Genomic DNA, 24,989 nt, shown 5'->3' with positions numbered 1-24,989 from the left:
AGATGAGATTTCCCATAGCATAAGCTAGTAAGACCCCTTGAAGAACACAAGGTTGATAGGTCAGAGGTGTAAGTGCGGTAACGTATGTAGCTGACTGATACTAATAGGTCGAGGGCTTGACCAATAAAATAGAATAATTCATGTGCAATTTTGAGATAACAAAATCTCTAAAAGGAAACTCACTCAACAGAGTTGAGGAGTACAAGATTTTAACTAAATCAAAGATTTAGAAAATCATAGCATCTGGTGATGATGGCGTAGAGGAAACACTCCTTCCCATTCCGAACAGGAAAGTTAAGCTCTACAGCGTCGATGGTACTGCACGGGAGACTGTGTGGGAGAGTAGAACGTTGCCAGGTAGGTAAAGTACTTAGTTAATGGCTAAGTACTTTTTTTATGCAAAAAAATAAAATAAATAAGTAACCTTTATCAAAGATATTTACTCTTCAATATAATCATAAGGTACAAATATAATTTTTGATCTATTGAAGCACGACCCAAATAAGGAAGTGGATAAGAACTATTTAATTTACTTTTTAATTATAAGATTAATTTCAATATAATAGAATAGATTTTTTATTATAGTATTTTGATATGATAAAATAATATAAACTTTAATTAATGTAAAATATAATTAAGAGATTAAATAAATTTTATTAGGAGGACATATGGATATATACACTATAGGACATTCTAATTATACAGTTGAAAAGCTTATTGATATGTTAAAGTATTATAATATTAATTGCGTAGTGGATATTAGAGGGACACCTTATTCTAAGTATAATGTTCAATTTGATAAGGAAACTATAAGATATACCTTAAGTAAGGCAGGATTTATTTACATATATATGGCTAAAGAGTTAGCAGCTAAAAGGATAAATAAGCAATCATACAATGAAGAAGGGTATTCTGATTTTGAGAAAGTAATAAAGGAAAAGGAATTTTTAGAGGGAATAGAAAGATTAAAAAATGGTTGTAATAAAGGTTATAATATAGCTTTATTAGGAGCAATGCAGGAACCTATAAGATGTCATAGGGCTATTTTAGTAGGAAAGGCATTAAGAAAATCAGGATTTAATGTTAAACATATATTAGATGACTATTCTATAGCATCACAAGATGATATAGAGCAAATGCTGTTAGATAAATATTTTAGCAATAGAAATCAAATGACTATTGATGATTTAATTGGAAATAGTCTGACTAGAGAAGAAATGATAGAAGAAGGTTATAGGCTAGCAAATAAAGAAATAGGATACAGGATAGAACACTTGAATAATATTGCGCACTAAAGCGTTAATGCCGTGATGCCGAAAAATAATGATATAACCTCCATTAAGTCATATAATTTCGCTAAGAATTTATATTATTATTTCCATAAAATCAGCTAAAGCTTCGAAGTTCGCTATCGCTTACCTCAGCTTCTTAACGCTAATTTTATTACAATAATAATTAAATTCTAAAGCTTATTATATAATACTTTCTTCCGGTTATATCATTAATTTTTCTCTATCACTAGCTTTAAAGCCTAGGTCTGCAATTTAAAAGAGAAATACCCATAAAGTTAATGTTCTGTACTATAAATTATTTTGATAGAATAATTATCTTTTAATTTAAAAAGTTTTGTTTTATCCAGGTTAAAATACTTTTAGTTAACGACTTGTCATATAAAATGTAGCAAAAGACATTAACTGTAAGGGGTTATGTTATAGGTAGTTACGTGAAAAAAAGAAAAAAATGAAATATTAATTTGGAAGGACCATTGAAATTAAGCCGTAGAATTTAATAATTGATGGAGTAAAGTTGCGTAAAGAAGTTTTTACTGTTTGAGCGAATAGCGAGTTTAAAAACTTTAGCAAACTTTACGCAATCAATTATATAAATTCTAGGTGAAAATTTCACGGTTACTGGAAAATAAATATTTCATTTTTTCGCTTCCACGTAACGAACAATTTAGATATAGAGTGTGTAGATGGAGAATTTTTGGCGTTTATCTATTAGATAAAGATTATGTACTGGAATTTCTTGTTTTAGAGTTAGTGCAGTATAATTTTCTAAGTAATCTATGTACTCTTCAGATGGATAGTAAAATATCAAATCTATCTCCCTGGGAAATTCTTCTACTGAAATTAAAATGTTATTTAAAACTTTAATAAATAATTGCAGTGAAAATGGATTAAAGAAATAGAATTTGTTATCTAATGGTGATACCTTATAATTTTCTGCAAATATATTTAAAAAGTTAATCTTTTCTTTGGGTTTTGAGAATGATTTAAAGTAACTCTTTTTATTATTTTCACATATGGCATAATAATTGTTGTTCATTTCTATTCCAGTAACAGATAAATTATAATAATAGTTTATATAAAATGCTAATCTTCCTTTCCCACATCCAAAGTCTACTATATGATCTGAATTATTTAGTGTATACTCTTTAAATAATGATTCTAAAGCCATATAAGATGTAGCTTCATATCTATTATAATGATGAGATTCGTAAAATCCTTGTTGTTCTCCTGTTGTTTTTATATTAAGTAATCTTTCGTAATATATATCATCCATAAGTAAGCTCCTTTTAGTGTTTATAAGTTTAAATAAATTATTTATATATTATATCAAATATATATATTAAAAAATATTTATTCTTAAAATTTATGGGCAATTAACAGAAATTGAAAAATATGTATGAAAATTAGTCTGATTTAACGAAAATAACATGAAAATATAATAAAATAGAATATTTTTATATAACTATTTATTAATATTCGGGTTTAGTATATACTATTAATGATTAGAATTTTATAAATATATGATATGCTACATACTATATAGTATATATTATTAAATTTGAATCTTTGAAATTTTAATGTAAAGGGGAAAGTTTGATGACAGAATTAAGACATGAGTTAGGAATAATAGCTCTAGAAAGTTGTAAAGAGCTTGGAAATGCTATTGATAAGCTTATCCAAAAAAAGAGAAATACTAATGAATCATTCCTAATACCAATCAATGAAATAAGATTCTCTAACGGAGAGGGAAAAGTCAAAATATCAGAGAGTGTAAGAGGTAAGGATATATACATTTTATGCGATATTGGTAATTATAGTTGTACATATAAAATGTTTGGATTTATTAATCATAAAGGTCCTGATGAGCATTTCCAAGATATAAAGAGAACTGTTTCTGCAATTAGAGGGAAAGCTGCCAAGATTACAGTAATAATGCCACTTTTATATGAATCAAGACAACATAGACGTAAAGGTAGAGAATCTTTAGACTGTGCATTAGCACTTCAAGAATTAGAAAGATTAGGAGTACACGAAGTACTTACATTTGATGTACATGATCCTAATGTTCAAAATGCAATTCCTCTACTATCTTTTGAGAATATCTATCCAACTTATGATATAGTAAAATCTCTTATAAAGAATGAAAATACATTAGAGTTAAACAAAGACAAGCTTATAGTTATAAGTCCAGATACTGGAGCTATGGATAGAGCTATTTATTATTCAAGTGTTTTAGGAGTTGATGTAGGTTTATTCTATAAGAGAAGAGACCATTCAACAATAGTAAATGGAAAAAATCCTATAGTACAACATGAGTATATGGGAAGAGATGTTGAAGGAAAAGATGTATTAATTGTTGATGATATGATAGCATCTGGTGAATCAGTACTTGATATAGCTATAGAATTAAAGGAAAGAAGAGCGAGAAATGTTTATGTAGCAACAACATTTGCTTTCTTTACAGAAGGATTAGAAAAGTTTAATAGATTCTATGAAGATGGAATAATATCTAGAGTATATTCTACTAATTTAACATATATATCTGATGAATTACGTGATTCTAAATGGTACAGAGCTGTAGATATGTCAGAATTAGTATCAAAAATAATAAATAAGTTAAATTATGATAAATCTATTGCTTCTTATATGGATGCAACAAGAGTAATTCGTGATTTATTAGAAGAATAAGAATGTGATATATTATAGCATATGTAAAAGAATGAGAATTTACTATGCTATAATATTTTTTTTGGAGAGAAAGTATGAGAAGAGAAGTAATTAATAAAATAAAGAAAGAAAATGAAGTGATATGTGTAAATAAAAAAGAAATTAAAGAGAATTCAACTATAGGGGAAAAGGGAGATATTCAATACAAATGTAATAGTGAAAGTATTTCTTCAATATATAATGTATCAGGTATAGGTGGATATGGATTAAACCTTATATAGACTTTAGTTTTATAAAGAAGGGAAAGAGATAATGATAGAAGCATTTCATTCAAATTGGACTAAACCATTTTTTAATGCAAATCCACATAAAGAATATTATATAGAGGATTTTGAAATATTAACAACTATTCTTTCTGCATTAAAGTGGAGAGAGAAAAATGGAAGTATAAAAATGATTACTGATAAAGTAGGGGCTAATTATTATAAGAGTATAGGTTTAGAAGATATATGGGATTTAGGAATTGATGTATCTTTAGAGGATATAAATGATAAAATTGATAGTAATATATTCTGGGCAGCAGGAAAGCTTTATGCCTTAAAGAGCCAAAAATCTCCTTGTGTCATGATAGATACTGATTTTATTGCATGGAAAAATCTGGGGGATATTTTAAACAATACAGAAGTAAGTGTAATTCATAAAGAAAAAATAGTGAAGGAAGTATATCCTGATAAAGAGTATTTCAAATTTAAAGATGGATATTATTTAGATAAAGAATTGGATTGGACAGTATTACCTAGTAATACTGCATTTATGTATATTTCTAATGATGAGTTTAAAGACTATTATACTGCAACAGCTATAGAGTTTATGAGTAAATTATCTAATAGTGATGATAAGATTATTAATATGGTTTTTGCAGAACAAAGGCTTATATCAATGTGTGCTAAAAGAAAAAATATTGAAATTAAAGAAATAATGAGTTTAGAGAATTTATTTTCTAATAAGCAAAAATTATTTACTCATACTTGGGGATATAAGAAAGAAATGAAAGATGATTTTGATAAAAGAAAAGATTTTTGTATAAGATGTATTAATAGAATTATTAGAGATTATCCTGAATATGAAGATATTATAGGTAATATTAAGCATTTAAAAAGGTATTATAATGAAATTAAAAATTAGTTTTATATTTAATTTAAAGAGTTTTCAGACAAAATAGAATAATGAATCTTTTTAGTTATTTTAGAGATTTAGTGTTATTATATATATAATAATAATTTTTTGAAGGAGTGTGGGAAAATGAAAACTTTAGTAATAAACTGTGGTAGTTCATCTTTAAAGTATCAATTAATCGATATGAGCACAGAAGAATGTATGGTTCAAGGATTAGTTGAAAGAATAGGAATCGAAGGCTCTGTATTAACTCAAAAGGTTGAGGGAAAAGACAAATATGTAATAAATACAGAAATTAAAAATCATAAGGACGCAATAAAGCTAGTATTAGAAGCATTAATTGATCCAGTTCATGGAGTTATTAAATCTATGGACGAAATTTCAGCAGTAGGACATAGAGTTGTTCACGGTGGAGAAAAATATTCGGATTCAGTTTTAATTAATGATGAAGTTTTACAATCAATTAAAGATTGTATAGTGCTTGCACCATTACATAACCCACCAAACATTATAGGAATTGAAGCATGCAAAGAATTAATGCCAAATACTCCAATGGTAGCAGTATTTGATACAGCATTCCATCAAACAATGCCTAAACATTCATATATTTGTCCATTACCATATGATTTATATGAAAAGTATGGAATTAGAAAATATGGATTCCATGGAACATCTCATAAATATGTTTCAAATAAAGTAGCAGAAGTTATGGGAAAAGATTTAAAAGATTTAAAGATAGTTACATGTCACTTAGGAAATGGATGTTCATTAGCTGCTGTTAAGAATGGTAAATCTGTAGATACTTCTATGGGATTTACTCCACTAGCAGGTGTTATGATGGGAACAAGATCAGGAAGCATAGATCCATCTGTTATTAGCTTCTTAATAGAACAACATGGATATACAATAGAAGAAGTAGATGAATTATTAAATAAAAAGTCTGGAGTACTAGGAATTTCAGGAGTATCATCAGATTTTAGAGATGTTTTAGCAGCAGGTGAAGCTGGTAATGAAAGAGCAAAGCTTGCTTTAGAAATATTCTACTATAAAGTTAGAACTCAAATTGCTGCTTATGCTGGAGCAATGGGTGGTATAGATGTAATAGTATTTACTGCTGGTATAGGAGAAAATTCTTCTATTACAAGAAAAGAAATATTAAAAGGTTTAGAATTCTTTGGACTTGAACTTAATGAAGAAAACAATGAAATAAGAGGAAAAATCCAAGAGATATCTACTGAGGATTCTAGAGTAAAGGTATATGTAGTACCTACTAATGAGGAACTAATGATTGCTAGAGATACAGCAAAATTAGTTAAATAACTATAAAATAGTGTGTTAAAGAGATTATTTAATAATCTCTTTAACACTATTTTTATACTTTGGAAATACTAATAAATAAATCTACTATTTAAATGGTAGTTGATTAATAGTTAATATGTTATAATAATAATTATTATTAATTATTATTAATTACATAAGGAGATTATTATGGGAAATAAGATAACTTTAACATATGAAAATGGAGAATTTAATGTTGCTATAAATGAAAATATTGTATATACAGATAAGGAGATGGAAGGTGCACTTCTTAAATTTAACTCAGTAGTTAAAAATAATGCTATAGAGCAAAAAAATTCATGGAATTCTATAGAAGCTGAAGTTAATAATTATAATATTGAAGGAGTTGAAGTAAACTCACAATTTAAGACTGTTAACTTTGGGAAAATGAAATATTTCTATAATACTGATAAAGTATTTTATATTCAAAATAATAGTATGATATCATTAGGTGGCGGTTATTCATTATTTAACTTTGTATTAAAGAAAATTAATGAAGGACAATTAGAAAATGAAGAGAGCTTTTTAGAACTATGCAAAATATCAATGCTAAATAAAGCAATTTTTAGTGCAAATGAAGATCTTGTAATGATATCAAGTCCAAAATTTAGTTATGGAACAGTAGAATATAACTTTGCCACTAATAAAATAAATAAGGGGACTAGTAGTGAGAAAGGAAGCTTTGAAGAATTTAAAAATTATGTTTTAGAGATTCTTAAATAGGCTATCTAGATCACTTAAGATGAAATAATGGTTTTATAATTAAAGAAATCATTAAAATGAGGAGATATAGATGAAAGAGTTATTATTAGAAGCAGATAGATGTTTATTATGTAAAAATGCTAGATGTAAGGCAAATTGTCCAATAAGCACAGAAATTCCGGAAGTAGTTAAGCTATTTAAGGAAGGAAAAATAATGGAGGCTGGTGAAATATTATTTAATAATAATCCCTTATCAGCAGCATGTGCTATAGTTTGCCCACATGAAGATCAATGTAAAGGAAACTGTATTAGGGGAATAAAAAGTGAACCTGTTAGCTTTTGTGAGATTGAAGAATATATCTCTAGAGAGTATTTATATAAAATGAAATTTGATAAGGTAGAGTCTAGAAATGAAAGAATTGCTATAATTGGAGCAGGACCAGCAGGAATTACTTTATCAATCATATTAGCAAGAAAAGGCTTTAAAGTTACACTTTTTGAGGCACATGAGAAAATAGGTGGAGTTCTTAGATATGGAATCCCTGAATATAGACTGAAAAATTCAATGATTGATAGATATGAAGAAATACTTATTGAGCTTGGAGTAAAAATACGACCAAATACTTTAATTGGACCAGTTATTACATTAGATAAGTTATTCTTTGATGGATATAAGGCTGTATTTATAGGTACTGGAGTGTGGAATCCTAAGACTTTAAATATAAAGGGAGAGTCATTAGGAAATGTACATTATGCAATAGATTATTTAAAGTCACCACAAGTTTATAGTCTAGGAAAAAGAGTTGCTGTAATTGGTGCAGGAAATGTTGCTATGGATGCAGCTAGAGTTGCTAAGAGAAGTGGTGCAGAAGAGGTATATGTCCTTTATAGAAAAGGCTTTGAAAATATGACATGTACTAGAGCTGAATTAGAAGAAGCTAAAGAGGATGGAATTAAGTTTGAATTATTTAAAGCACCTTTAGAGTTAACTGAAGATGGTGTTAAATATATTGAAACTAGAAATGAAGTAGATGAATCAGGAAGAGTAAATACAGTTAATATAGAGGGTACAGAAGGAATGTTCAACTGTGACTCTACAATAATTGCAGTAAGTCAATCACCAAGAAAGAATATAGTTGCTAACACTGTAGGGTTAGAAACTAATAAATGGGGACTATTACTTACTGACGAAAAAGGACATACAACAAGAGAAGGAGTATTTGCATCAGGAGACGTTGTTACCGGAGCTAATACAGTAGTTCATGCAGTTGCATATGCAAAAGTAGTTGCAGATGAAATCGAAAGATATTGTGATGGCAATTAATAAATTATTTGTAAGAGGGTGTTAAAATGAAGAGTAAAATTATTAAAAATGAGTGTGAAAACACCCTAAATAAATATTTTTATTTTATTAATTGCTCTGAGATGGAAAAAGAATTATGCAATATGGAAATGAGAAGTGTTTTTGGAAAAGAACCTAAAGCAAAGTGTTTATTTTCAGAAAAAAATTTTGATCCATCTAGAAGTCCATTTATTAAGTTACAAATAAAATTAATATATGTAGAAAAAAACTTAGAAAATATAATTAATAAGATAAAAGATGATAAACTATCTTATGATGCTTTTAAAGTTAATTATATAAAAAGTGAAGATGGAGATGTTTCTTATGAAGAGCGTCTTAAAGCTGTTAAGGAAATTGGATTTGTTGTAACAGGATTTCCGGATATACATAATCCAAAGATAGAATTAGCTATAACTAAGGTTAAAGATAAATGGATATTTGGAGAATTAAACAGAAATAATTTTAAGTGGCAAAAACATAATGATAAACCCCATTCATATTCTAATGCAGTACCATTAAGAATGGCTAGAGCATTAGTAAATATTGCAGTTGGAGATAATAGGGAATTAACATTAGTTGATCCATGTTGTGGAGTTGGAACTGTAGTTATAGAGGCTCTTGATTTGGGTATTAATGTAAAAGGTTATGAAATTAGTAAACCTATTGCATATAATGCTAGGAATAATATAGAATTTTTAGGATATAATAGAGAAATAATAACTAGTGGGGATATGCATAATATAAATGAAGTTTTTGATGTTGCCATAGTTGATATTCCTTATGGATTATTTTCACCTGTAACTTTAAAGGAGCAGATGGATATAATTAATACCTCAAGAAGAATCGCTCGTAAGCTAGTTATAATAACATTTGAAGATATGGATAATTTAATAATTTCAGCAGGCTTTAAAATAATAGAAAAGTGCTATATGATAAAAGGAAATATGACAAGACAAATTAGTATTTGTGAATAAAGTATATTTAAAAGTTAAATATATAGCAAAAAATTTGACAATATGCTGAGACGATGCTATAATAAGTTTCGTCAAGAAGAAACAGCCGTTTCTCGCCTTACGGCTAAGCTTAGTAAGGTAATGAGTTTATTGGATTTTTATCTAGAGGAGTATCTAGATTTTCTAAATAATACGAGGGCGGCAATTATGCTGCCCTTTTATTTATATATTTTTCTTGATAGATTTTATCGGAGGTGAATGTTATCAGTAAAAACTTTACTTGTAATGAAAGTATTAGAGAGAAGGAAATTAGAGTAATTGATTCTGAAGGGAATCAATTAGGAGTAATTTCTACGAAAGAAGCTTTACAAATGGCTGAGGAGAAGGATTTAGATTTAGTAATGATATCTCCAACAGCAGTGCCACCAGTATGTAAAATAATGGATTTAGGCAAATACATTTACGAGCAATCTAAAAAGGAAAAAGAAGCTAAGAAAAAGCAAAAGGTAACTGTCATTAAAGAAATCAGATGTAGTTTAACTATTGAAGAAAATGACATAGCTATCAAAGCTAAGAATGCTAGAAAGTTCTTATTAGACGGGGATAAAGTTAAAGTCACTGTTAGATTCAAAGGTAGAGAAGCAACATTAGGTCATCTAGGATTAAAGATCTTAGAAAACTTTGTTTCTAAGCTAGAAGATGTTTGTACTGTTGAAAAAGCAGCAAAGCAAGAAGGAAGAAACATGACTATGGTATTAGCCCCTAAAAAAGCATAACCAGAGAGGAGAATATTATCATGCCAAAAATGAAAACGCACAGAGGTGCAGCTAAAAGATTTAAAAAGACTGGTACTGGAAAGTTAAAAAGAGCAAAAGCTTTCAAGAGCCATATCTTAACAAAGAAGAGCGCTAAGAGAAAGAGAAACTTAAGAAAAGCTGCTTACGTTTCAACTACTCAAGAAAAAGCAATGAAGAAATTATTACCATACCTATAATATAGAGGACTTAGGAGGAATACAAAATGGCAAGAGTTAAGAGAGCGGTAAATGCTCGTAAGAATCATAAAAAAGTTTTAAAGCTTGCAAAAGGTTACTACGGTGGGAAGAGCAGATTATTCAGAACTGCTAACGAATCTGTAATCAGAGCTTTAAGAAACGCATACGTTGGAAGAAGATTAAAGAAGAGAGATTTCAGAAGATTATGGATAGCAAGAATTAACGCTGCTACAAGAATGAACGGTCTTTCATACTCAAAATTCATGAACGGAATCAAATTAGCTGGAATCGACATGAACAGAAAGATGTTATCTGAAATAGCTATCAACGATCCAAAGGCATTTGCAAACTTAGTAGAAACTGCAAAAGCTCAATTAAACAAATAATTTTGTTTACATAAAGCAATCCGAAAGGATTGCTTTTTTTATATTTAATATTAAATCAATAATTTATTATTATGAATATAATATATATGAGATAAATATTAGGATGAAAAAATAGTATGTATTCAAAAGGCGATTTTCATATACACTCAACTTATTCAGATGGAAGCTTAACGCCAAGCCAGATAGTGAGATTAGCTAAAAAAAGGCAAATAGATATAATGGCTATAACTGATCATAATAATACAGATGGGGTAGATGAAGCTATTATAGAGGGAAGAAGAAATAATATTACTGTAATACCAGGAGTAGAATTATCAACTAGATATAATGATTGCAGAGTACATGTATTAGGATATTTTAAAGATGATAGCTATAAAAATAATTTGCTCAGAGAAGTGCTTTTAAATGTTAAACAAAGGAAAATTAAGAGTATAAGAAGAATATTTGAAGACAAAATTGATTTTTGTGGATTTAAAAATAAACTTTGTGTTCAGACTGGGGTTGATATATTAAGATTTTTTGGAGCAACAGTAGTACTTGCACATCCAGTACTTCTATGTAAAAAAGATTTTGATAATATTATTAATATAAAATTTGATGGAATTGAAGCAAAATATTTTAAAAATACTGAGGATGATACAAAATATTTTATAGATATTGCAAATAAAAAGAAAATAATTTATACTGCTGGATCAGATTTTCATAATTGTATTGAATGTTATCGCATTCATGGAATGATTGGTGATGTATATTTAAATGGAGAAGAAATAGAAAAGTTTTTAAATGTACTAATTTAAAGCCTACATCTAAATAATCTTTAATAGGATTATTTAGATGTAGGCTATTTTTCATTAAATATATAATCATTATGAATTTATTTAAATTTATAAGTAAAAGATAATAGATGAATATAAATGAATAATTTAACAGAAAATACTTTTATGATAAAGAGAGGTGGAACTAATGAAAATAAAAATTACTACTCAAGAATTTGACAATATAATAAACAGCATTAAAGATAAGTATAAAGTTATTGCACCAGTATCTATACCTTATGCAGGCCAATATTCAGATACTGATGTAATTAGATATGAAGAAGTAAAAAGTATTAATGAAATTGAATTTAATCGTAAATCTCATTTTACAGCTAAAGAAGTAGTTATGCCTGTTACAGAAACTTTGTTTTATTATACAGAGGGGGAGTATAAGATACCAACCATTGATGAAAGAAAAATGCTAGTATTTATGCGTTCTTGTGATGTAAATGGTTTGCATAGAATAGATAATGTTTATTTAAAAAATGGAAAAGAAGCAGATTATTATTATAAGAGACTTAGAGATAAGGTTAAGATAGTATTAATTGGATGTGAACAAAGTTTTAGAAATTGTTTTTGTGTAAGCTTTGGTACTAATACAACTGAAGATTACTCATTAGGGGTAAAGGTTAATAAAGGTGATGTATATATAGAGATAAAAGATGATGAATTTAAAGATATATTTGTGGGAGAAAAGGCAGATTTTAATATTGATTTTGTAACTTCTAATGATGTAAAAGTAACATTACCAGAAAAATTAAACCCTTTAGAAGTTGCAGAAGCAGAATTGTGGAGAGAGTATGATTATAGGTGCATAGCTTGTGGAAGATGTAATCTTTCTTGTCCAACATGTTCATGCTATACAATGCAGGATATAGTAAGCAGAGAGAATCCAAGATGTGGTGAAAGAAGAAGAGTAGGAGCATCATGTCAAATACCAGGATTTTCTTTAATGGCTGGAGGGCATGATGTTAGAGTAAGAAATGGAGATAGAATGAGATATAGAACTATGCACAAGATGTATGATTATGGTGAGAGATTTGGACCACAAATGTGTGTAGGTTGTGGAAGATGTGATGATGTATGTCCTCAATATATATCACTATCAACTGCAATGAATAAGGTAACACAATTTGTTAAAAGCAAACAAAGGGAGGAATAAAAGATGGTGAATGAGTATATTCCTTATGAGGTTAAAATTTTAGACATTATTAAGCATACAGCTAAAGAATGGACTTTTAGAGTAGAGAGAAAGTGCGATGAAATAAATCCAGGTCAATTTTTTGAAATTTCTATGCCTAAATATGGAGAATCACCAATATCAGTATCTGGATATAGTGATGAATATTTAGATTTTACTATTAGAGAAGTAGGAAAGGTTACTGAAGAGATATTTAAACTAAATATAGGAGATATTATAAGACTAAGAGGGCCATATGGTAATGGCTTTGAGTTAAAAAATTATATAGATAAAGAAATAATAATTGTATCAGGAGGAAGTGGATTAGCACCAGTTAGAGGAATATTAGAGTATTTTTATGAAAATATAGATAAATGTAAAAGTGTAACATTAATATGCGGATTTAGATCACCTGATGATATTTTATTTAAAGAAGATATAGAAAAGTGGAAATCTAAATTTAATGTTATATTGACTGTAGATAAAGGTGATGAAGAGTATAGAGGAAAGGTAGGACTTGTAACAAAATACGTGCCAGATATAAATATAAGTGATAAAAATAATGTTTCAGTAGTAATTGTTGGACCTCCGATGATGATGAAATTTACAATAAGTGAATTCCAAAAGATTGGTATACAAGATCATAATATGTGGGTTTCTTATGAAAGAAAAATGTGTTGTGGCCTTGGAAAATGCGGACACTGTAGGATGGATACAACTTATATATGTACTGATGGGCCAGTATTTAATTATGCTTTTGGAAAGACTTTATATGATTAGGAGGGATAGGCTATGGATCTTTTACATGATTTAAATACAAGAAAGGCAATGAAAAATGCTTTTAGAATAACTAAAAATAAATATATGACAGCTGTAAGAATTAGAGTTCCAGGAGGATCAATTTATACAGATACATTGAAATTAGTTGCGGACCTTGCTGATAAATATGGAGATGGAAGAGTTCATATTACAACAAGACAAGGATTTGAGGTGCTAGGAATTCCAATGGAAAGAATGGAAGAAGTAAATAAAGCGCTTCAACCTATTATTGATAATATGGAAACTAATCAAGAGCATAAGGGCAGTGGCTATCCTTCGGCTGGTACAAGAAATATAACTTCTTGTATTGGAAATAATATTTGTCCCAAAGCTCAATATAATACAACAGAATTAGCAAGAAAAATTGAAGATATGGTTTATCCAGATGATTTACATGTAAAAATAGCAGCAACAGGATGTCCTAATGATTGTATAAAGGCTAGAATGCATGATATAGGAATAATAGGAATGTGTTTACCGGTTTATGATTCATATAGGTGCGTATCATGTGGAGCTTGTGTTAAAAAATGTAAGCAAGTATCAACTACAGCATTAAGTGCAAAAAACTATAAAGTTATTAGAGACCCAAGCAAATGTATTGGATGTGGAGAATGTGTTTTAGCATGTCCTAATAATGCTTGGACTAGAAGTCCTAAAAAATATTTTAGAGTTGTTATTATGGGAAGAACCGGAAAAACAAATCCAAGAATTGCAGAAGATTTTATAAAATGGGCAGATGAAGATACTGTATTAAAAATTATAGATAATACTTATAAGTTTGTTAGAGAGTATATAAATCCTGATGCACCATATGGAAAAGAACATATTGGATATATAGTTGATAGGGTTGGATATAAAGAGTATAAAAAATGGGCCCTTGATGGAATTGATTTACCAGAATTAGCAGAAGTAAGTGAAAATGTGAATTGGGATGGAATACATTATATGAGAAAGTAAAATGATATTTCCACATAGGTTAAAGTACATAAAATATTAAAAGCTAATAAGATTATAAGAGTTTTATGAAAATTAGAATTAATTAAATAAGGAGTGATTTCATTGAAGGTTATAAGATCTACTTGTAATTATTGTTCTATAGCATGTAATTTAGATTTTCATGTTGAAGATAATGGGTTTATTAAAAGAGTAGTACCTACTGTTGATTATCCTGTTAATAAGGGGTTTTGTTGTGTAAAGGGGTTAAATTTAGATAAGCAAAACACAGAGCATGAAAATCCAGTATTACCACTTGTAAGGGATGAAAATGGAGAGTTAAAACAAATTCAGTGGCAAGAGGCATTTGATTTATTTGCTAAGAGAGTAACTGAAATACAAAAGAAATATGGTAAAGAAAGTTTTGCATTTTTAAGTACAGGTCAATTGGCTACAGAAGAGATGGCATTAGCAGGTCATATAGGAAGAACCTTTTTAGGGGGAAATGGAGATGGAAATACAAGACTTTGTATGGCTACATCAGTAGTTTCTTATAAGCAAAGTTTTGGATTTGATGCCCCACCATATACTTTTAATGATTTAGAACATTCAGATGTGATTATATTTATTGGATGTAATCCTGTAGTTGCTCATCCAATTCTTTGGGGAAAGACTAAGAATAATAAAGATTGTATAAAGATTGCTATAGATCCAAGAAGAACAGAAACAGTAACTAATTGCGATATGTGGATAGATATAAAGCCAAAATCAGATTTAACACTTTTATATACATTAGCTAATGTTCTTATTGAAAAAGGATGGATTGATAATGAGTATATTGAAAAGTATACAGAGGATTTTGAAGGCTTTAAAGAACATGTGAAAAAATATACATTAGATGATGTTGAAGAAAAAACAGGTATATCAAAAGTAAGAGTTTTAGAACTAGCAGAAATAATACATAATGGAAAAAGAGTATCATTGTGGTGGACTATGGGAATAAATCAAAGCTACCAAGCAGTAAGAACAGCACAAGCAATTATAAATATAGCTTTAATGACAGGAAATATAGGCAGACTTGGAACAGGCCCGAATTCTATCACTGGTCAATGTAATGCTATGGGTTCTAGACTTTTTAGTAATACTACAGGGCTTTATGGTGGAGGAGAGTATGATAATGAAGCAAGAAGAAAAGCTGTGGCAGAAGCTTTAGATATAGATCCTGAGATGCTACCTAAGAAACCTACTTTACCATACAATGTTATAATAGAAAAAATAAATTCTGGTGAGATAAAAGCTTTATGGGTAATGGCAACTAATCCTATAGTTTCTTGGATAAATAATTTAGAGTTCAAAAAAGCAGCTGAAAAATTAGAGTTTTTAGTTGTAGAAGATATTTATTCTGATACTGAAACTGCTAGATATTGTGATTTATTATTACCTTCAGCTAATGGATTAAAAAAAGAAGGCGTATTAATAAATACAGAAAGAAGACTATCAAAACTTAATCCAGTATTGGAAAAGAAGGAAAATGAATTAACAGATTATGATATTATGTTGGGCATAGGTAAAGCTTTAGGAATGGGCAAATTATTAGATAAATGGAAAACACCAAGAGATGCATTTGAAACATTAAAGGCATGTACTAAAGGAATGCCTTGTGATATTACAGGTGTAGATTATGATATGTTAAAAGATTCAAGAGGAATACAATGGCCATTTAGAGCTGGTGAAAAATTGGAGGAAGATGAAAGAAGACTATTTGAAGATAATAAGTACTATACACCAAGTGGTAAGGCTAAATTTATCTATGAAGATGTAGCGCCAGTTCCTTATGAACAATCAGAGGAATATCCATACCTATTTAATACTGGGAGAGGTACTGTTGGGCAATGGCATACACAAACAAGAACTAGAGAGATACCAGATGTTTTTTCTATAGTCCCTCAACAAGGATATGTAAATATAAATACTGATTTAGCTGATGAATTAGGAATTAAGGATAATGAAACAATTAAAATAACATCACCAAATGGTGTAAGTAATAATTTCCTTGTTAAACTAAGTAGAACTGTTAAAAAGGATCAGATTTATGCTCCAATGCATTATATAGAAGCAAATTCACTATTACCATCTATATTTGACACATATTCAAAAGAACCTAACTTTAAATATGTACCAGTAAAAATAGAAAAAATAGATTAGGAGATAGCTATGAAGAGAATAAAAATAGATAGAAAAAAATGTATTGGTTGTTTAACATGTACTACTGCATGTAAGGTATCTCATGGATCAAGGGATACAAGAGGAAGAATAGTTATTAATAGTGAAGGAAATTATGCACCAATTTATTGTAGGCATTGTACTAGGCCAGAATGTGTTTACGCATGTCCGACTGGAGCTATGAGAAAAGATGATGAAAGTAAATACGTCATTTATGATAAGAGTAGATGTGCAACTTGTTACATGTGTATAATGGCATGTCCATATGGAGTTTTAAAGATGGATTATCAAACTAATAGAGAAGTAATGAAGTGTGATATGTGTATATCAACAGAACAAAATTTTCCACAATGTGTAGATAAATGCCCAATGAATGCATTAACTTTAGAGGAGGTAGATGAATAATGGCATATGTTATAGTAGGAGCATCTGCATCTGGAATTAATGCAGCTAAAACTCTACGTGAAAATGATAAGAATCTAGAAATAATATTAGTGTCTAAAGATGAATATGTTTATTCAAGATGTATACTTCATCATTTTTTAGATGGAAGAAGAGAAATTGAGGCTTTAGACTTTACTCCTAATAACTTTTTTGAAATGTATAAAATAAAGTGGATAAAAGGTGTAGAGGTAATAGGAATAGATGTTAAGGAGAAAAAACTAAAATTATCAAATAATGAAGATTTAAGCTATGATAAGGTTTTATTAGCTGCGGGATCATCATCATTTTTACCACCAATAGAAAATTTAAGAACAGCAAATAATGTAATAGGGCTAAGAAACTTAGATGATGCTATTAAAATTAAAGAAGAAGCTAAGAAAGTTAAGAATGTGGCTATCCTAGGTGCAGGATTAGTTGGGGTAGATGCTTTAGCAGGTCTTTTAGATTATGATGTAAATATTACTTTAATTGAAATGGGAGATAGAATATTACCACTTCAATTAGATAATTATGCAGCAAATGTATATCAGGAAAGATTAAAGGAAGAAGGAGTAAACTTTAAGTTTGGAGTAAGAGCTGAAAAGGTTATAGTAGATGATAATAATAATCCAATTTCAATAAAATTAAATACTGAAGAAGAAGTACCTTGTGAATTAATAATTGCATGTACAGGTGTTAGAGCTAATGTAGGATTTTTAAATGATAGTGGTATAGAGTGCGATAAATTTGGGCTTATAATTAACTCAAAAGGTGAAACTAATGTAAAGGATGTTTACGGAGCTGGAGATATAACGGGAAGAAACCCAATATGGCCAACTGCTGTTAAGGAAGGAATTATTGCCGCAAATAATATGCTAGGCAAAGAAATATATATGAATGACTTTTTTGGAAGTAAAAATACTATGAATTTCTGTGGAGTAGCTACAATGTCGCTAGGTATAGTAAATAAGCCGGATGATAGTTATAAAGAGGAAACACAAGTAAAAGGAAAAGATTATAGAAAGATAATTCATAAAGATGGAATAATATATGGAGCTATAGTTCAAGGTGATTTATCTTATGTTGGAGTATTAACACAGCTTATAAAAGAGAATATTGATATAAGAAAAGTTAAAAAACCACTCTTTGATGTAGACTATTCTGATTTCTTTAATGAAAAAGAAAATTTAGAGTTTGTATATTAAAAAGGATATTATAAATTTAAAGAAATAAGTAGATGTTGATATGAAGTAGCTTATATAAAATAAATAGGCGAAATTTAACAATAATCTGCTTATTTTTTTCTTTTTATTAATTAAAATCATTATCAAATGATATTGCTGATAATAAATATAATTAAGTACATATATAAGGTATTTGCATATAATAGCATTATCAAATGATAATTGGAGGTGTATTATAATGAATAGATATGACGAATCTAATAAGATAACAATAATATCTATTTTACTTAATATAGTATTAACTATACTAAAAATATTATCAGGTATTTTAGGTAACTCTACAGCTATAATAGCTGATGGATTACATTCAGCATCAGATATAATTACTTCTGTTGGAATCCTTATAGGAAATAGTATTTCTAGAAAACCAAGAGATGATGAGCATCAATACGGACATGAAAAAGCAGAGAGTTTAGTTTCTTTTACTCTAGCTACTGTACTTATAGGTATTTCTTTAAAAATAGGATATGATGGATTAAGGGAGTTAATTAATGTAAATAATATATTAGTACCTAATGCGTTGCCATTAGTTGTAGCTTTAATATCAATAGTAGTTAAAGAGTATCAATATCAAATTACCATTAGAGTAGCTAAAAGAATTAACTCATCATCATTAAAGGCTGATGCTTGGCACCATAGGTCAGATGCACTTTCATCTATAGCAGCATTTATTGGAATTGGAGGTGCAATGCTTGGATTAAAAATATTAGATCCAATAGCATCGATTATAGTAGCTATAGTTGTTGTAAAGGTTGGAATTGATATATTAAAATCAGCTTGTGATGAATTAATGGATAGTTCTATAAGTAAACAAGATATTAGTAAAATTAAATCATTAGTGGATAGTAATGAAAAGATATATGGAATAAAAGATTTTAAATCTAGAAAGTATGGCTCTGTTGCATATATAGATATGAGTATTTTTATTGATAAAAGCAAAACATTAGAAGAGGCACATGATATTGCAGATAATTTAGAGCATACTATAATCTCAGGTTTAAGCTATGTTAAAGAAATAAATATTCATACGGAACCATATAAAGGTTAAAGATAATTATAAGTAAAATTAATATGATTTTAAAGTCGGATTTTATCTGACTTTTTTAATTTTATTTAAAAATATTAAAATTTTACAACATAAAATATTACAAAAATAGGTCTATTTAAAATTGTATAAAAAATTTTTTTTCTTATAATTATTTAAAAAAATTATAAAACAAACTAAATTTATATAATAAATTAATATAAATGGAAAATAAATTCATAAAAAAGATTATTTTACTGCAAATAATTCGTTGTATCGTGAAGAAATAATACGAATGAATTAGTTTGACTATGAAATATAGAGAAAATATAATAAACACATAGAAAGGCAAGAAATATTTATAAATTATGATTTAATGGCAATATATTTTAAATATTTTATAAAATAATATTTATTTAATTTTTATTTTATTAAAAACTGGTATCGTAACCGGAAACGATTTTTATAAATTTAAAAGTTAAATTATAAATAAATAATTTTTGTATATGAGTATTAAAACAATAAAGAAAGTTTAGGAGACAAATGATGAAATTTAAAAAGATTTTTAAAAAAGTATGTAGTTTTTTATGTTTATTGTTTTTTGCAATATTAGCTATAGGACTACTTGGTAATGTGTCTAGCAAATTTGATAGCATTTATAATTTAATAAAATTTAAAAGTTATGTAATTGTATCTAATAGTATGCAACCAACAATAGATCCAGGTGATGTAATTTTTATTAAAAAGGTTAATGTTAATGATTTAGAGGTTGGAGATGTAGTAACTTTTCAAAAAGAAGGATTTATAGCAACTCATAGAATTATTGAAATTCAAGAAGATAAAATAATAACTCAAGGTGATAATAATAATTTAAAGGATGATCCTTTAGATAAGAGTAGTATTATTGGACAGTATATGTTTAGAATACCTAAGGTTGGTTATTTTTATTCTTTCGTAGGTTCACCAATTGGAATCATAGTATTATCTACAATTATTGCAATTATTATAATTTATGAATTTTGTTTTGTAGATAATAAGAAGAAATAAAAAGAGAAGCATAAAAAAGTTAGTTAAACCAGTTTGTTCAACAGGACAAGCTATTAAATAAAAAATTTAAAATACACACAGAAAAGGGAGAGATTATTAATGAACAAAAAAAGAATAGGGGCTTTATTAATTGGAGCAACATTATTAGTAGGAGCATTAGGATCATTTGCTTATTTTACAGCTAATGCTGATTTGCAAGGAAATGGAGCAAATGGAGAATTACAAGCAATCCAAATAACTAATGGTAGAGTTGTGGTAACAGCTGATATTACAGGAGAAGGTACAGAGTTATCAGATTGGACATATGATGTTGCTAGATTATCATCAGCGAATGCAGGTATTGAAATAAACGAATATTTTGAAAATACTCATAGAAATCCAGATATAGATAAAGTAGATAAAGAAGCAACAGCTGATGGTATAGAAAGAGCAGTTATAGGTGCTTCTCTTCCAGATGTAATTAATTTTACAAGACCTGGAGATGCTATAGTTTTAGGTTCAGAAGTTAACAATGAAGATGGGACAACGAGTGCAGGCTTAAATATAGATGTCGATAGTAACTTAACTATAAAAATGAGAGTTATTGCAACTGATGTTGATGGTGATAATAAAAATGGACTTAATAATCCTTGTTTAGATTCTTTAGAAGAAGCTGGATGGAAGTTATATGTAAATAATGTTGAAAAGAGTTTTGAGGAGCTTAAGAAAGGATTATACTTAGAACCAGTAGATCAATTATTACAAATTAGATTTGAGCTACCATTAGATACAACAAATGAATATCAAGATAAACAAACATTAACTGATGTTGGAGGAACTGGATTTGATTTATCTAAATTAATAGAAATACAAGCAACTCAAGAAAATAATAGAGATTGGGAACAAGTAGGTCAACCGAATTATGTTCCAGCAATTTCATTACCTGAAAATAATTAATTATATAAAAGTAGAAATTTGCTAATAAGAATTTAAAATATAAATTTATAATATAGAACTATAAGTTTTCTTATGGTTCTGTATTTGTATAAGGAAAGAAGAGCTTATGTGTAAAAAAACAGCCAAGTTTATTACTTGCTTTTTCATAGTTTTTTTGCTGTTTTTTACAGTTAATAGCTATGATGTAAAGGCAGATAAAAAATATAATGAAATATATAGTTTAGAGAAAGATGGATATTGGAGACCTACTGATGATATAGCACATGACTTTTATATTGAAAATATATGGGGAGAACAGTGCTATTTAGAAGGAATAGGATTTCAAAGGATATCTATAAAAGATATATCTACTGATAAAACATATAATGAAGATGATGCTATTTCTTCTGGAATAATTGATGATAAATATTATGTAACAATTAATCAAGGAGAAAAGTTATTATATTCAGGTAAAATGGCAGAGTTAATGAATCAAGAATATATAACTTTAGATGAACCTATATTTTTAGAGTTAGATACAAAAATAAAGTTTTCAATGCAAATATATTTTGATGCATTGGCAGGAAATGAGTATCAAAATAAAAAGTATGAATATGTATTATATCCTAAGGCATTTAAGATTGAAGAAGAATTTAAACCAGAAATTAATTTACCTCAAACAGGTTCAATTATAAGTAGTAATTTAATAATTGTAATAAGTGGATTATTAATAGTATTTGGATTAATAATATTAAAGCCATTGAAAAGAGGGGGAAAATAGATGAAGAATAAAAAAATAATTTTAATAATTTCAATTTTACTAATATCCATGTTTATTGGAGTATGTTCTTCAGCCTCTTTAGCTTATTTTAATAATAAAGAAAGCAAATCAATTAATAGTTTAAAAATTAATTATAATAACAATTAACTACTTTTAAGATGAAATAATGAGGTGATAAAATGAGAAAAAAGATTTACTTAACATTACTTTCTATATTTATTATAGTAATTACAGCATCTTCAAGTTATGCTTATTTTAATGGTAAGGTAAGTATAAAGGGTTCAAATGGGGATAATCTAGATGTATTGAATATACAAAATGGAAATGAAAAAATCAATATAGATACTAGCAAGAGTAAGTGGGAATATAAAGGACAAGAAGTTAATGAAAATGGAATAACAAATCCAACTACTGGTGATATAGCCGCTTATAAGGGGGTTAAAGTTTCAAATGAATCTAATCTTACATCAAACGTTGAACTAAAATTTACATTTAACTCACTTAAGGAAGGTGGGAGTACTGAAGATGAGGATGCAGTTCCACCAGAAGATAATGATAAAGAGGATACAAGAGAGCCAGCAGAAAGCTTTGAAGTTTGGGTTGGAGATATAGATAATTTAGGAGTTAATGGTGGATATGGACAAGGTTCTGTAGAAAAAGATAAAGAGTATGTTTTATCTGGAAAGCTTCCAGATACCAATGGATTAGATATTTTTCCAGAATCAGTAGAAGGAAGAGAAGATAGAAATGATCCTGATAAGTATGATGGTACAGATTCTAATGGAAATTTAACTAATGATGCTACTGGCACTGATAGAAGAATGGTTACTAGTGGTTTTTATAATTTTTATCAAAAGTTAATAGGAAATAATTATGATAATGAGTTGAAGGATAAAATAGTTGTACATCATAAAACAAATACTCAAAAATACATTTATTATTGGAATACTATAGATTCACAAGGAAATCTAAATGCAAAACCAATTGTTGACTGGTATAGCTCACCTGAAATGAAGTCAGAAGGAGATGGGTGGTATTCATATACAATAGAAAATTGTATATCAACTAATTTAATATTTAATAATCGTGGAAATGATAAGACTGGTGATTTAACTATTACGGAAGGAGAGTGGTGGTATAAGGATGGAGAATGGTACAAAGAAAATCCAGATGAACTACCACAAATTAAATGGTATAGTTTTTTAAGGACTGCTAGTTATGAAAATAAGGATTACCCCTTAAATAGATATGATTATTCTCATAAAGATGCATCTTTTTATAGTTTAACTTATTCTAATTATATATTAAATGGTACAAGTTATTCTACTGATAATAATGAGTTTTATCATAATAATAAACATGCAATAATAGGACCAACTACTAATGATAATGGGGAAATATTTTATGATGGATATACAGATCGTGCTTTAAGAAAAAAATATGCAGATAATACTGACAATAATAGTGAATATATTCAAAATGGTGTTAATTGGGCTGAATTACAACCCGTAGAACCAATAACATTTATGTATCAAGATAAGATAGGAACAAGTAATGGATCTCAAAAAAAAGTAACTAGTGCTACTGTTCAAATAATGTTAAATGATATTCAGCCTGAACCATCAGAGTCAAAATGGACCGAAAGATGGAATGGTGGAGAGTGGAATACTAGATTTAGTATTGGGAGTAATAGTATTAAAAATATAGAGTGGCAGACATCTTACTCTGCAAAATCTAATGTTAATTATCAAGTTACTTTAAAGGTTAAAGATAAAGATATGACTCCTATAAGAGTAGAAGAATGGGAAAAAATAATTAATAATTTAGATCAGCATGGACCTAGAGCAAATCTAGTTACTCTTGAAGTTCCACAAAGACTATTATACTTGATTGAAGAGGGAGAAGAAAGTGGATTAGAACTATTGATTGATGATCCAAGAGACGGTTCTACAATTAATTCTTTAACAGGAAAGCCAGATGTTGCAGGAGGGGATAGTTATTGTATAGATTTTGCAAGATTATTAGTTAATGATACTATATCAGATAAGGCAACAATAGAGGGTGTTGTTAAAGATGTAGTTACTAAGGAAGTAATTGAAGGTGTTAAAATAAATAATGGAAATAATGAAAATATAGCAACAGATTCTGAAGGGAGATTTACAATATCTGTTATACCAGGACAAGTAGTATTAAATTTTTCACATTCAAGCTATATAGATAGAGATTATACTATTTACAATATAGAAAATGGGGGTAATACAACTATAGAAATATATATGACTCCGAAAGATAGTGATATAACTATAGTTCCTAAATTAAAGTTTGAAGGTAAATTAACTATTAGCAAATATAAAAAACATGAACATACAAGTTTATGTAATGATAATTGTAATGAAAAGTATATATTAGTTAAGATTGATGGAGAAGATTATAAAGAATATCAGTTTAACTTAGGAGAAGCTGGGACTAAAGATGAGAAAAATGAAGTATTCACAGAGTTAAAAATAGAGCCTGGGCATTATTATATTTTAGATTATGAACTAAAATTATTTAATGGTGAGGATATTGATAAATTTAGTAATGATTTTAATTTAATCTTTAGTAGTGATATAGAAGCAAAGATAACACAAGAAAATAATTCTGGATGGGAAGAAAACGGAACACAATAACAAAGAAAAAGCTGTACAAAATGTGCAGCTTTTTTATTGTAATTTGCACGGTGTTAGAAGTATAAT

At 28.3% G+C, this 24,989-nt stretch carries 25 protein-coding genes and 2 rRNA genes; 26 read left to right on the top strand and 1 reads right to left on the bottom strand.

Features of this window, described 5'->3' with window-relative positions; all coding sequences use genetic code 11:
- From EJJ37_RS11465 to EJJ37_RS11455, 3 genes are all read left to right on the top strand, one after another.
- A 23S ribosomal RNA gene (locus tag EJJ37_RS11465) occupies window positions 1-124 on the top strand; the annotation flags it as partial.
- Between the two features lie 118 nt (window positions 125-242).
- Window positions 243-359: ribosomal RNA gene (gene rrf / locus EJJ37_RS11460) — 5S ribosomal RNA — on the top strand.
- A gap of 309 nt (window positions 360-668) precedes the next feature.
- Window positions 669-1,295 (top strand): DUF488 domain-containing protein, encoded by a 627-nt coding sequence (locus tag EJJ37_RS11455; protein WP_133015718.1) that lies wholly within the window; start codon window positions 669-671, stop codon window positions 1,293-1,295.
- Window positions 1,296-1,956: 661 nt separating this feature from the next.
- Here the strand turns inward: EJJ37_RS11455 and EJJ37_RS11450 are convergent.
- A complete protein-coding gene (locus EJJ37_RS11450; RefSeq protein ID WP_133015717.1) occupies window positions 1,957-2,565 on the bottom strand; it encodes a methyltransferase in 609 nt (202 codons plus the stop codon).
- Between the two features lie 323 nt (window positions 2,566-2,888).
- Here EJJ37_RS11450 and EJJ37_RS11445 point away from each other — a divergent pair, with 323 nt between their 5' ends.
- From EJJ37_RS11445 to EJJ37_RS11340, 23 genes are all read left to right on the top strand, one after another.
- On the top strand, window positions 2,889-3,980 hold the full coding sequence (locus tag EJJ37_RS11445) for a ribose-phosphate pyrophosphokinase (RefSeq protein ID WP_133015716.1): 1,092 nt from the start codon (window positions 2,889-2,891) through the stop codon (window positions 3,978-3,980).
- 74 nt (window positions 3,981-4,054) lie between these two features.
- Entirely contained in the window at window positions 4,055-4,240 is a 186-nt protein-coding gene (locus tag EJJ37_RS11440; RefSeq protein ID WP_133015715.1) for a hypothetical protein, read from the top strand.
- Window positions 4,241-4,271: 31 nt separating this feature from the next.
- A complete protein-coding gene (locus EJJ37_RS11435; protein WP_133015714.1) occupies window positions 4,272-5,144 on the top strand; it encodes a DUF6734 family protein in 873 nt (290 codons plus the stop codon).
- Window positions 5,145-5,261: 117 nt separating this feature from the next.
- Complete coding sequence (locus EJJ37_RS11430) at window positions 5,262-6,455, top strand: acetate/propionate family kinase (RefSeq protein ID WP_133015713.1); 1,194 nt, start codon at window positions 5,262-5,264, stop codon at window positions 6,453-6,455.
- A 168-nt stretch (window positions 6,456-6,623) separates the two neighbouring features.
- Window positions 6,624-7,196 (top strand): hypothetical protein, encoded by a 573-nt coding sequence (locus tag EJJ37_RS11425; protein ID WP_133015712.1) that lies wholly within the window; start codon window positions 6,624-6,626, stop codon window positions 7,194-7,196.
- A 70-nt stretch (window positions 7,197-7,266) separates the two neighbouring features.
- A complete protein-coding gene (locus EJJ37_RS11420; RefSeq protein ID WP_133015711.1) occupies window positions 7,267-8,499 on the top strand; it encodes an NAD(P)-dependent oxidoreductase in 1,233 nt (410 codons plus the stop codon).
- A 26-nt stretch (window positions 8,500-8,525) separates the two neighbouring features.
- The gene (locus EJJ37_RS11415) at window positions 8,526-9,491 is read left to right on the top strand and encodes a TRM11 family SAM-dependent methyltransferase (protein ID WP_133015710.1); all 966 of its coding nucleotides are present in this window, start codon (window positions 8,526-8,528) and stop codon (window positions 9,489-9,491) included.
- A 233-nt stretch (window positions 9,492-9,724) separates the two neighbouring features.
- Window positions 9,725-10,246, top strand: a complete 522-nt coding sequence (gene infC / locus EJJ37_RS11410) for a translation initiation factor IF-3 (protein WP_042397970.1) — start codon at window positions 9,725-9,727, stop codon at window positions 10,244-10,246.
- Window positions 10,247-10,266: 20 nt separating this feature from the next.
- Window positions 10,267-10,464, top strand: a complete 198-nt coding sequence (gene rpmI, locus EJJ37_RS11405; protein WP_005211352.1) for a 50S ribosomal protein L35 — start codon at window positions 10,267-10,269, stop codon at window positions 10,462-10,464.
- Between the two features lie 26 nt (window positions 10,465-10,490).
- A complete protein-coding gene (gene rplT / locus EJJ37_RS11400; protein WP_005211350.1) occupies window positions 10,491-10,850 on the top strand; it encodes a 50S ribosomal protein L20 in 360 nt (119 codons plus the stop codon).
- A gap of 116 nt (window positions 10,851-10,966) precedes the next feature.
- Window positions 10,967-11,647 carry a PHP domain-containing protein gene (locus tag EJJ37_RS11395; RefSeq protein WP_133015709.1) on the top strand — a complete coding sequence of 227 codons (681 nt, stop codon included), beginning with the start codon at window positions 10,967-10,969 and terminating at the stop codon, window positions 11,645-11,647.
- A gap of 166 nt (window positions 11,648-11,813) precedes the next feature.
- A complete protein-coding gene (asrA, locus tag EJJ37_RS11390; RefSeq protein WP_133015708.1) occupies window positions 11,814-12,827 on the top strand; it encodes an anaerobic sulfite reductase subunit AsrA in 1,014 nt (337 codons plus the stop codon).
- A gap of 3 nt (window positions 12,828-12,830) precedes the next feature.
- Window positions 12,831-13,625: an anaerobic sulfite reductase subunit AsrB gene (asrB, locus tag EJJ37_RS11385; protein WP_133015707.1), complete on the top strand. Its 795-nt coding sequence runs from the start codon at window positions 12,831-12,833 to the stop codon at window positions 13,623-13,625.
- Between the two features lie 12 nt (window positions 13,626-13,637).
- The gene (gene asrC / locus EJJ37_RS11380) at window positions 13,638-14,621 is read left to right on the top strand and encodes a sulfite reductase subunit C (protein WP_133015706.1); all 984 of its coding nucleotides are present in this window, start codon (window positions 13,638-13,640) and stop codon (window positions 14,619-14,621) included.
- Between the two features lie 102 nt (window positions 14,622-14,723).
- The gene (locus EJJ37_RS11375; RefSeq protein ID WP_133015705.1) at window positions 14,724-16,802 is read left to right on the top strand and encodes a molybdopterin oxidoreductase family protein; all 2,079 of its coding nucleotides are present in this window, start codon (window positions 14,724-14,726) and stop codon (window positions 16,800-16,802) included.
- A 9-nt stretch (window positions 16,803-16,811) separates the two neighbouring features.
- Window positions 16,812-17,225 carry a 4Fe-4S dicluster domain-containing protein gene (locus tag EJJ37_RS11370; protein ID WP_133015704.1) on the top strand — a complete coding sequence of 138 codons (414 nt, stop codon included), beginning with the start codon at window positions 16,812-16,814 and terminating at the stop codon, window positions 17,223-17,225.
- On the top strand, window positions 17,225-18,448 hold the full coding sequence (locus tag EJJ37_RS11365) for an NAD(P)/FAD-dependent oxidoreductase (protein ID WP_133015703.1): 1,224 nt from the start codon (window positions 17,225-17,227) through the stop codon (window positions 18,446-18,448). Before EJJ37_RS11370 ends, EJJ37_RS11365 begins: the two co-directional genes overlap by 1 nt.
- Before the next feature lie 217 nt (window positions 18,449-18,665).
- Window positions 18,666-19,535, top strand: a complete 870-nt coding sequence (locus EJJ37_RS11360; protein ID WP_133015702.1) for a cation diffusion facilitator family transporter — start codon at window positions 18,666-18,668, stop codon at window positions 19,533-19,535.
- Window positions 19,536-20,057: 522 nt separating this feature from the next.
- Window positions 20,058-20,558, top strand: coding sequence for a signal peptidase I (locus tag EJJ37_RS11355; protein WP_166484747.1), 501 nt, complete (start codon window positions 20,058-20,060; stop codon window positions 20,556-20,558).
- A gap of 99 nt (window positions 20,559-20,657) precedes the next feature.
- Window positions 20,658-21,494 (top strand): hypothetical protein, encoded by an 837-nt coding sequence (locus EJJ37_RS11350; RefSeq protein WP_133015700.1) that lies wholly within the window; start codon window positions 20,658-20,660, stop codon window positions 21,492-21,494.
- A gap of 106 nt (window positions 21,495-21,600) precedes the next feature.
- Window positions 21,601-22,254: a hypothetical protein gene (locus tag EJJ37_RS11345; RefSeq protein WP_133015699.1), complete on the top strand. Its 654-nt coding sequence runs from the start codon at window positions 21,601-21,603 to the stop codon at window positions 22,252-22,254.
- Window positions 22,255-22,401 carry a hypothetical protein gene (locus EJJ37_RS20240; RefSeq protein ID WP_166484746.1) on the top strand — a complete coding sequence of 49 codons (147 nt, stop codon included), beginning with the start codon at window positions 22,255-22,257 and terminating at the stop codon, window positions 22,399-22,401.
- A 32-nt stretch (window positions 22,402-22,433) separates the two neighbouring features.
- On the top strand, window positions 22,434-24,923 hold the full coding sequence (locus EJJ37_RS11340) for a starch-binding protein (RefSeq protein WP_133015698.1): 2,490 nt from the start codon (window positions 22,434-22,436) through the stop codon (window positions 24,921-24,923).
- The last annotated feature ends 66 nt before the right edge of the window (window positions 24,924-24,989 follow it).

This window comes from Clostridium cuniculi (genome assembly GCF_004353185.1).
GTDB classification, from domain to species: domain Bacteria; phylum Bacillota; class Clostridia; order Clostridiales; family Clostridiaceae; genus Clostridium; species Clostridium cuniculi.
The sequence above is the reverse complement of the archived record's forward strand: the minus strand, read 5'-3'. Positions and strand labels throughout refer to the sequence as shown.

Bases quoted from the DNA above. Each gene is read 5' to 3' on its own strand.
- EJJ37_RS11455 (WP_133015718.1), top strand. From the start codon at position 669: ATGGATATATACACTATAGGACATTCTAATTATACAGTTGAAAAGCTT.
- EJJ37_RS11450 (WP_133015717.1), bottom strand. From the start codon at position 2,565: ATGGATGATATATATTACGAAAGATTACTTAATATAAAAACAACAGGA.
- EJJ37_RS11445 (WP_133015716.1), top strand. From the start codon at position 2,889: ATGACAGAATTAAGACATGAGTTAGGAATAATAGCTCTAGAAAGTTGT.
- EJJ37_RS11440 (WP_133015715.1), top strand. From the start codon at position 4,055: ATGAGAAGAGAAGTAATTAATAAAATAAAGAAAGAAAATGAAGTGATA.
- EJJ37_RS11435 (WP_133015714.1), top strand. From the start codon at position 4,272: ATGATAGAAGCATTTCATTCAAATTGGACTAAACCATTTTTTAATGCA.
- EJJ37_RS11430 (WP_133015713.1), top strand. From the start codon at position 5,262: ATGAAAACTTTAGTAATAAACTGTGGTAGTTCATCTTTAAAGTATCAA.
- EJJ37_RS11425 (WP_133015712.1), top strand. From the start codon at position 6,624: ATGGGAAATAAGATAACTTTAACATATGAAAATGGAGAATTTAATGTT.
- EJJ37_RS11420 (WP_133015711.1), top strand. From the start codon at position 7,267: ATGAAAGAGTTATTATTAGAAGCAGATAGATGTTTATTATGTAAAAAT.
- EJJ37_RS11415 (WP_133015710.1), top strand. From the start codon at position 8,526: ATGAAGAGTAAAATTATTAAAAATGAGTGTGAAAACACCCTAAATAAA.
- rpmI (WP_005211352.1), top strand. From the start codon at position 10,267: ATGCCAAAAATGAAAACGCACAGAGGTGCAGCTAAAAGATTTAAAAAG.
- rplT (WP_005211350.1), top strand. From the start codon at position 10,491: ATGGCAAGAGTTAAGAGAGCGGTAAATGCTCGTAAGAATCATAAAAAA.
- EJJ37_RS11395 (WP_133015709.1), top strand. From the start codon at position 10,967: ATGTATTCAAAAGGCGATTTTCATATACACTCAACTTATTCAGATGGA.
- asrA (WP_133015708.1), top strand. From the start codon at position 11,814: ATGAAAATAAAAATTACTACTCAAGAATTTGACAATATAATAAACAGC.
- asrB (WP_133015707.1), top strand. From the start codon at position 12,831: ATGGTGAATGAGTATATTCCTTATGAGGTTAAAATTTTAGACATTATT.
- asrC (WP_133015706.1), top strand. From the start codon at position 13,638: ATGGATCTTTTACATGATTTAAATACAAGAAAGGCAATGAAAAATGCT.
- EJJ37_RS11370 (WP_133015704.1), top strand. From the start codon at position 16,812: ATGAAGAGAATAAAAATAGATAGAAAAAAATGTATTGGTTGTTTAACA.
- EJJ37_RS11365 (WP_133015703.1), top strand. From the start codon at position 17,225: ATGGCATATGTTATAGTAGGAGCATCTGCATCTGGAATTAATGCAGCT.
- EJJ37_RS11360 (WP_133015702.1), top strand. From the start codon at position 18,666: ATGAATAGATATGACGAATCTAATAAGATAACAATAATATCTATTTTA.
- EJJ37_RS11355 (WP_166484747.1), top strand. From the start codon at position 20,058: ATGAAATTTAAAAAGATTTTTAAAAAAGTATGTAGTTTTTTATGTTTA.
- EJJ37_RS11350 (WP_133015700.1), top strand. From the start codon at position 20,658: ATGAACAAAAAAAGAATAGGGGCTTTATTAATTGGAGCAACATTATTA.
- EJJ37_RS11345 (WP_133015699.1), top strand. From the start codon at position 21,601: ATGTGTAAAAAAACAGCCAAGTTTATTACTTGCTTTTTCATAGTTTTT.
- EJJ37_RS20240 (WP_166484746.1), top strand. From the start codon at position 22,255: ATGAAGAATAAAAAAATAATTTTAATAATTTCAATTTTACTAATATCC.
- EJJ37_RS11340 (WP_133015698.1), top strand. From the start codon at position 22,434: ATGAGAAAAAAGATTTACTTAACATTACTTTCTATATTTATTATAGTA.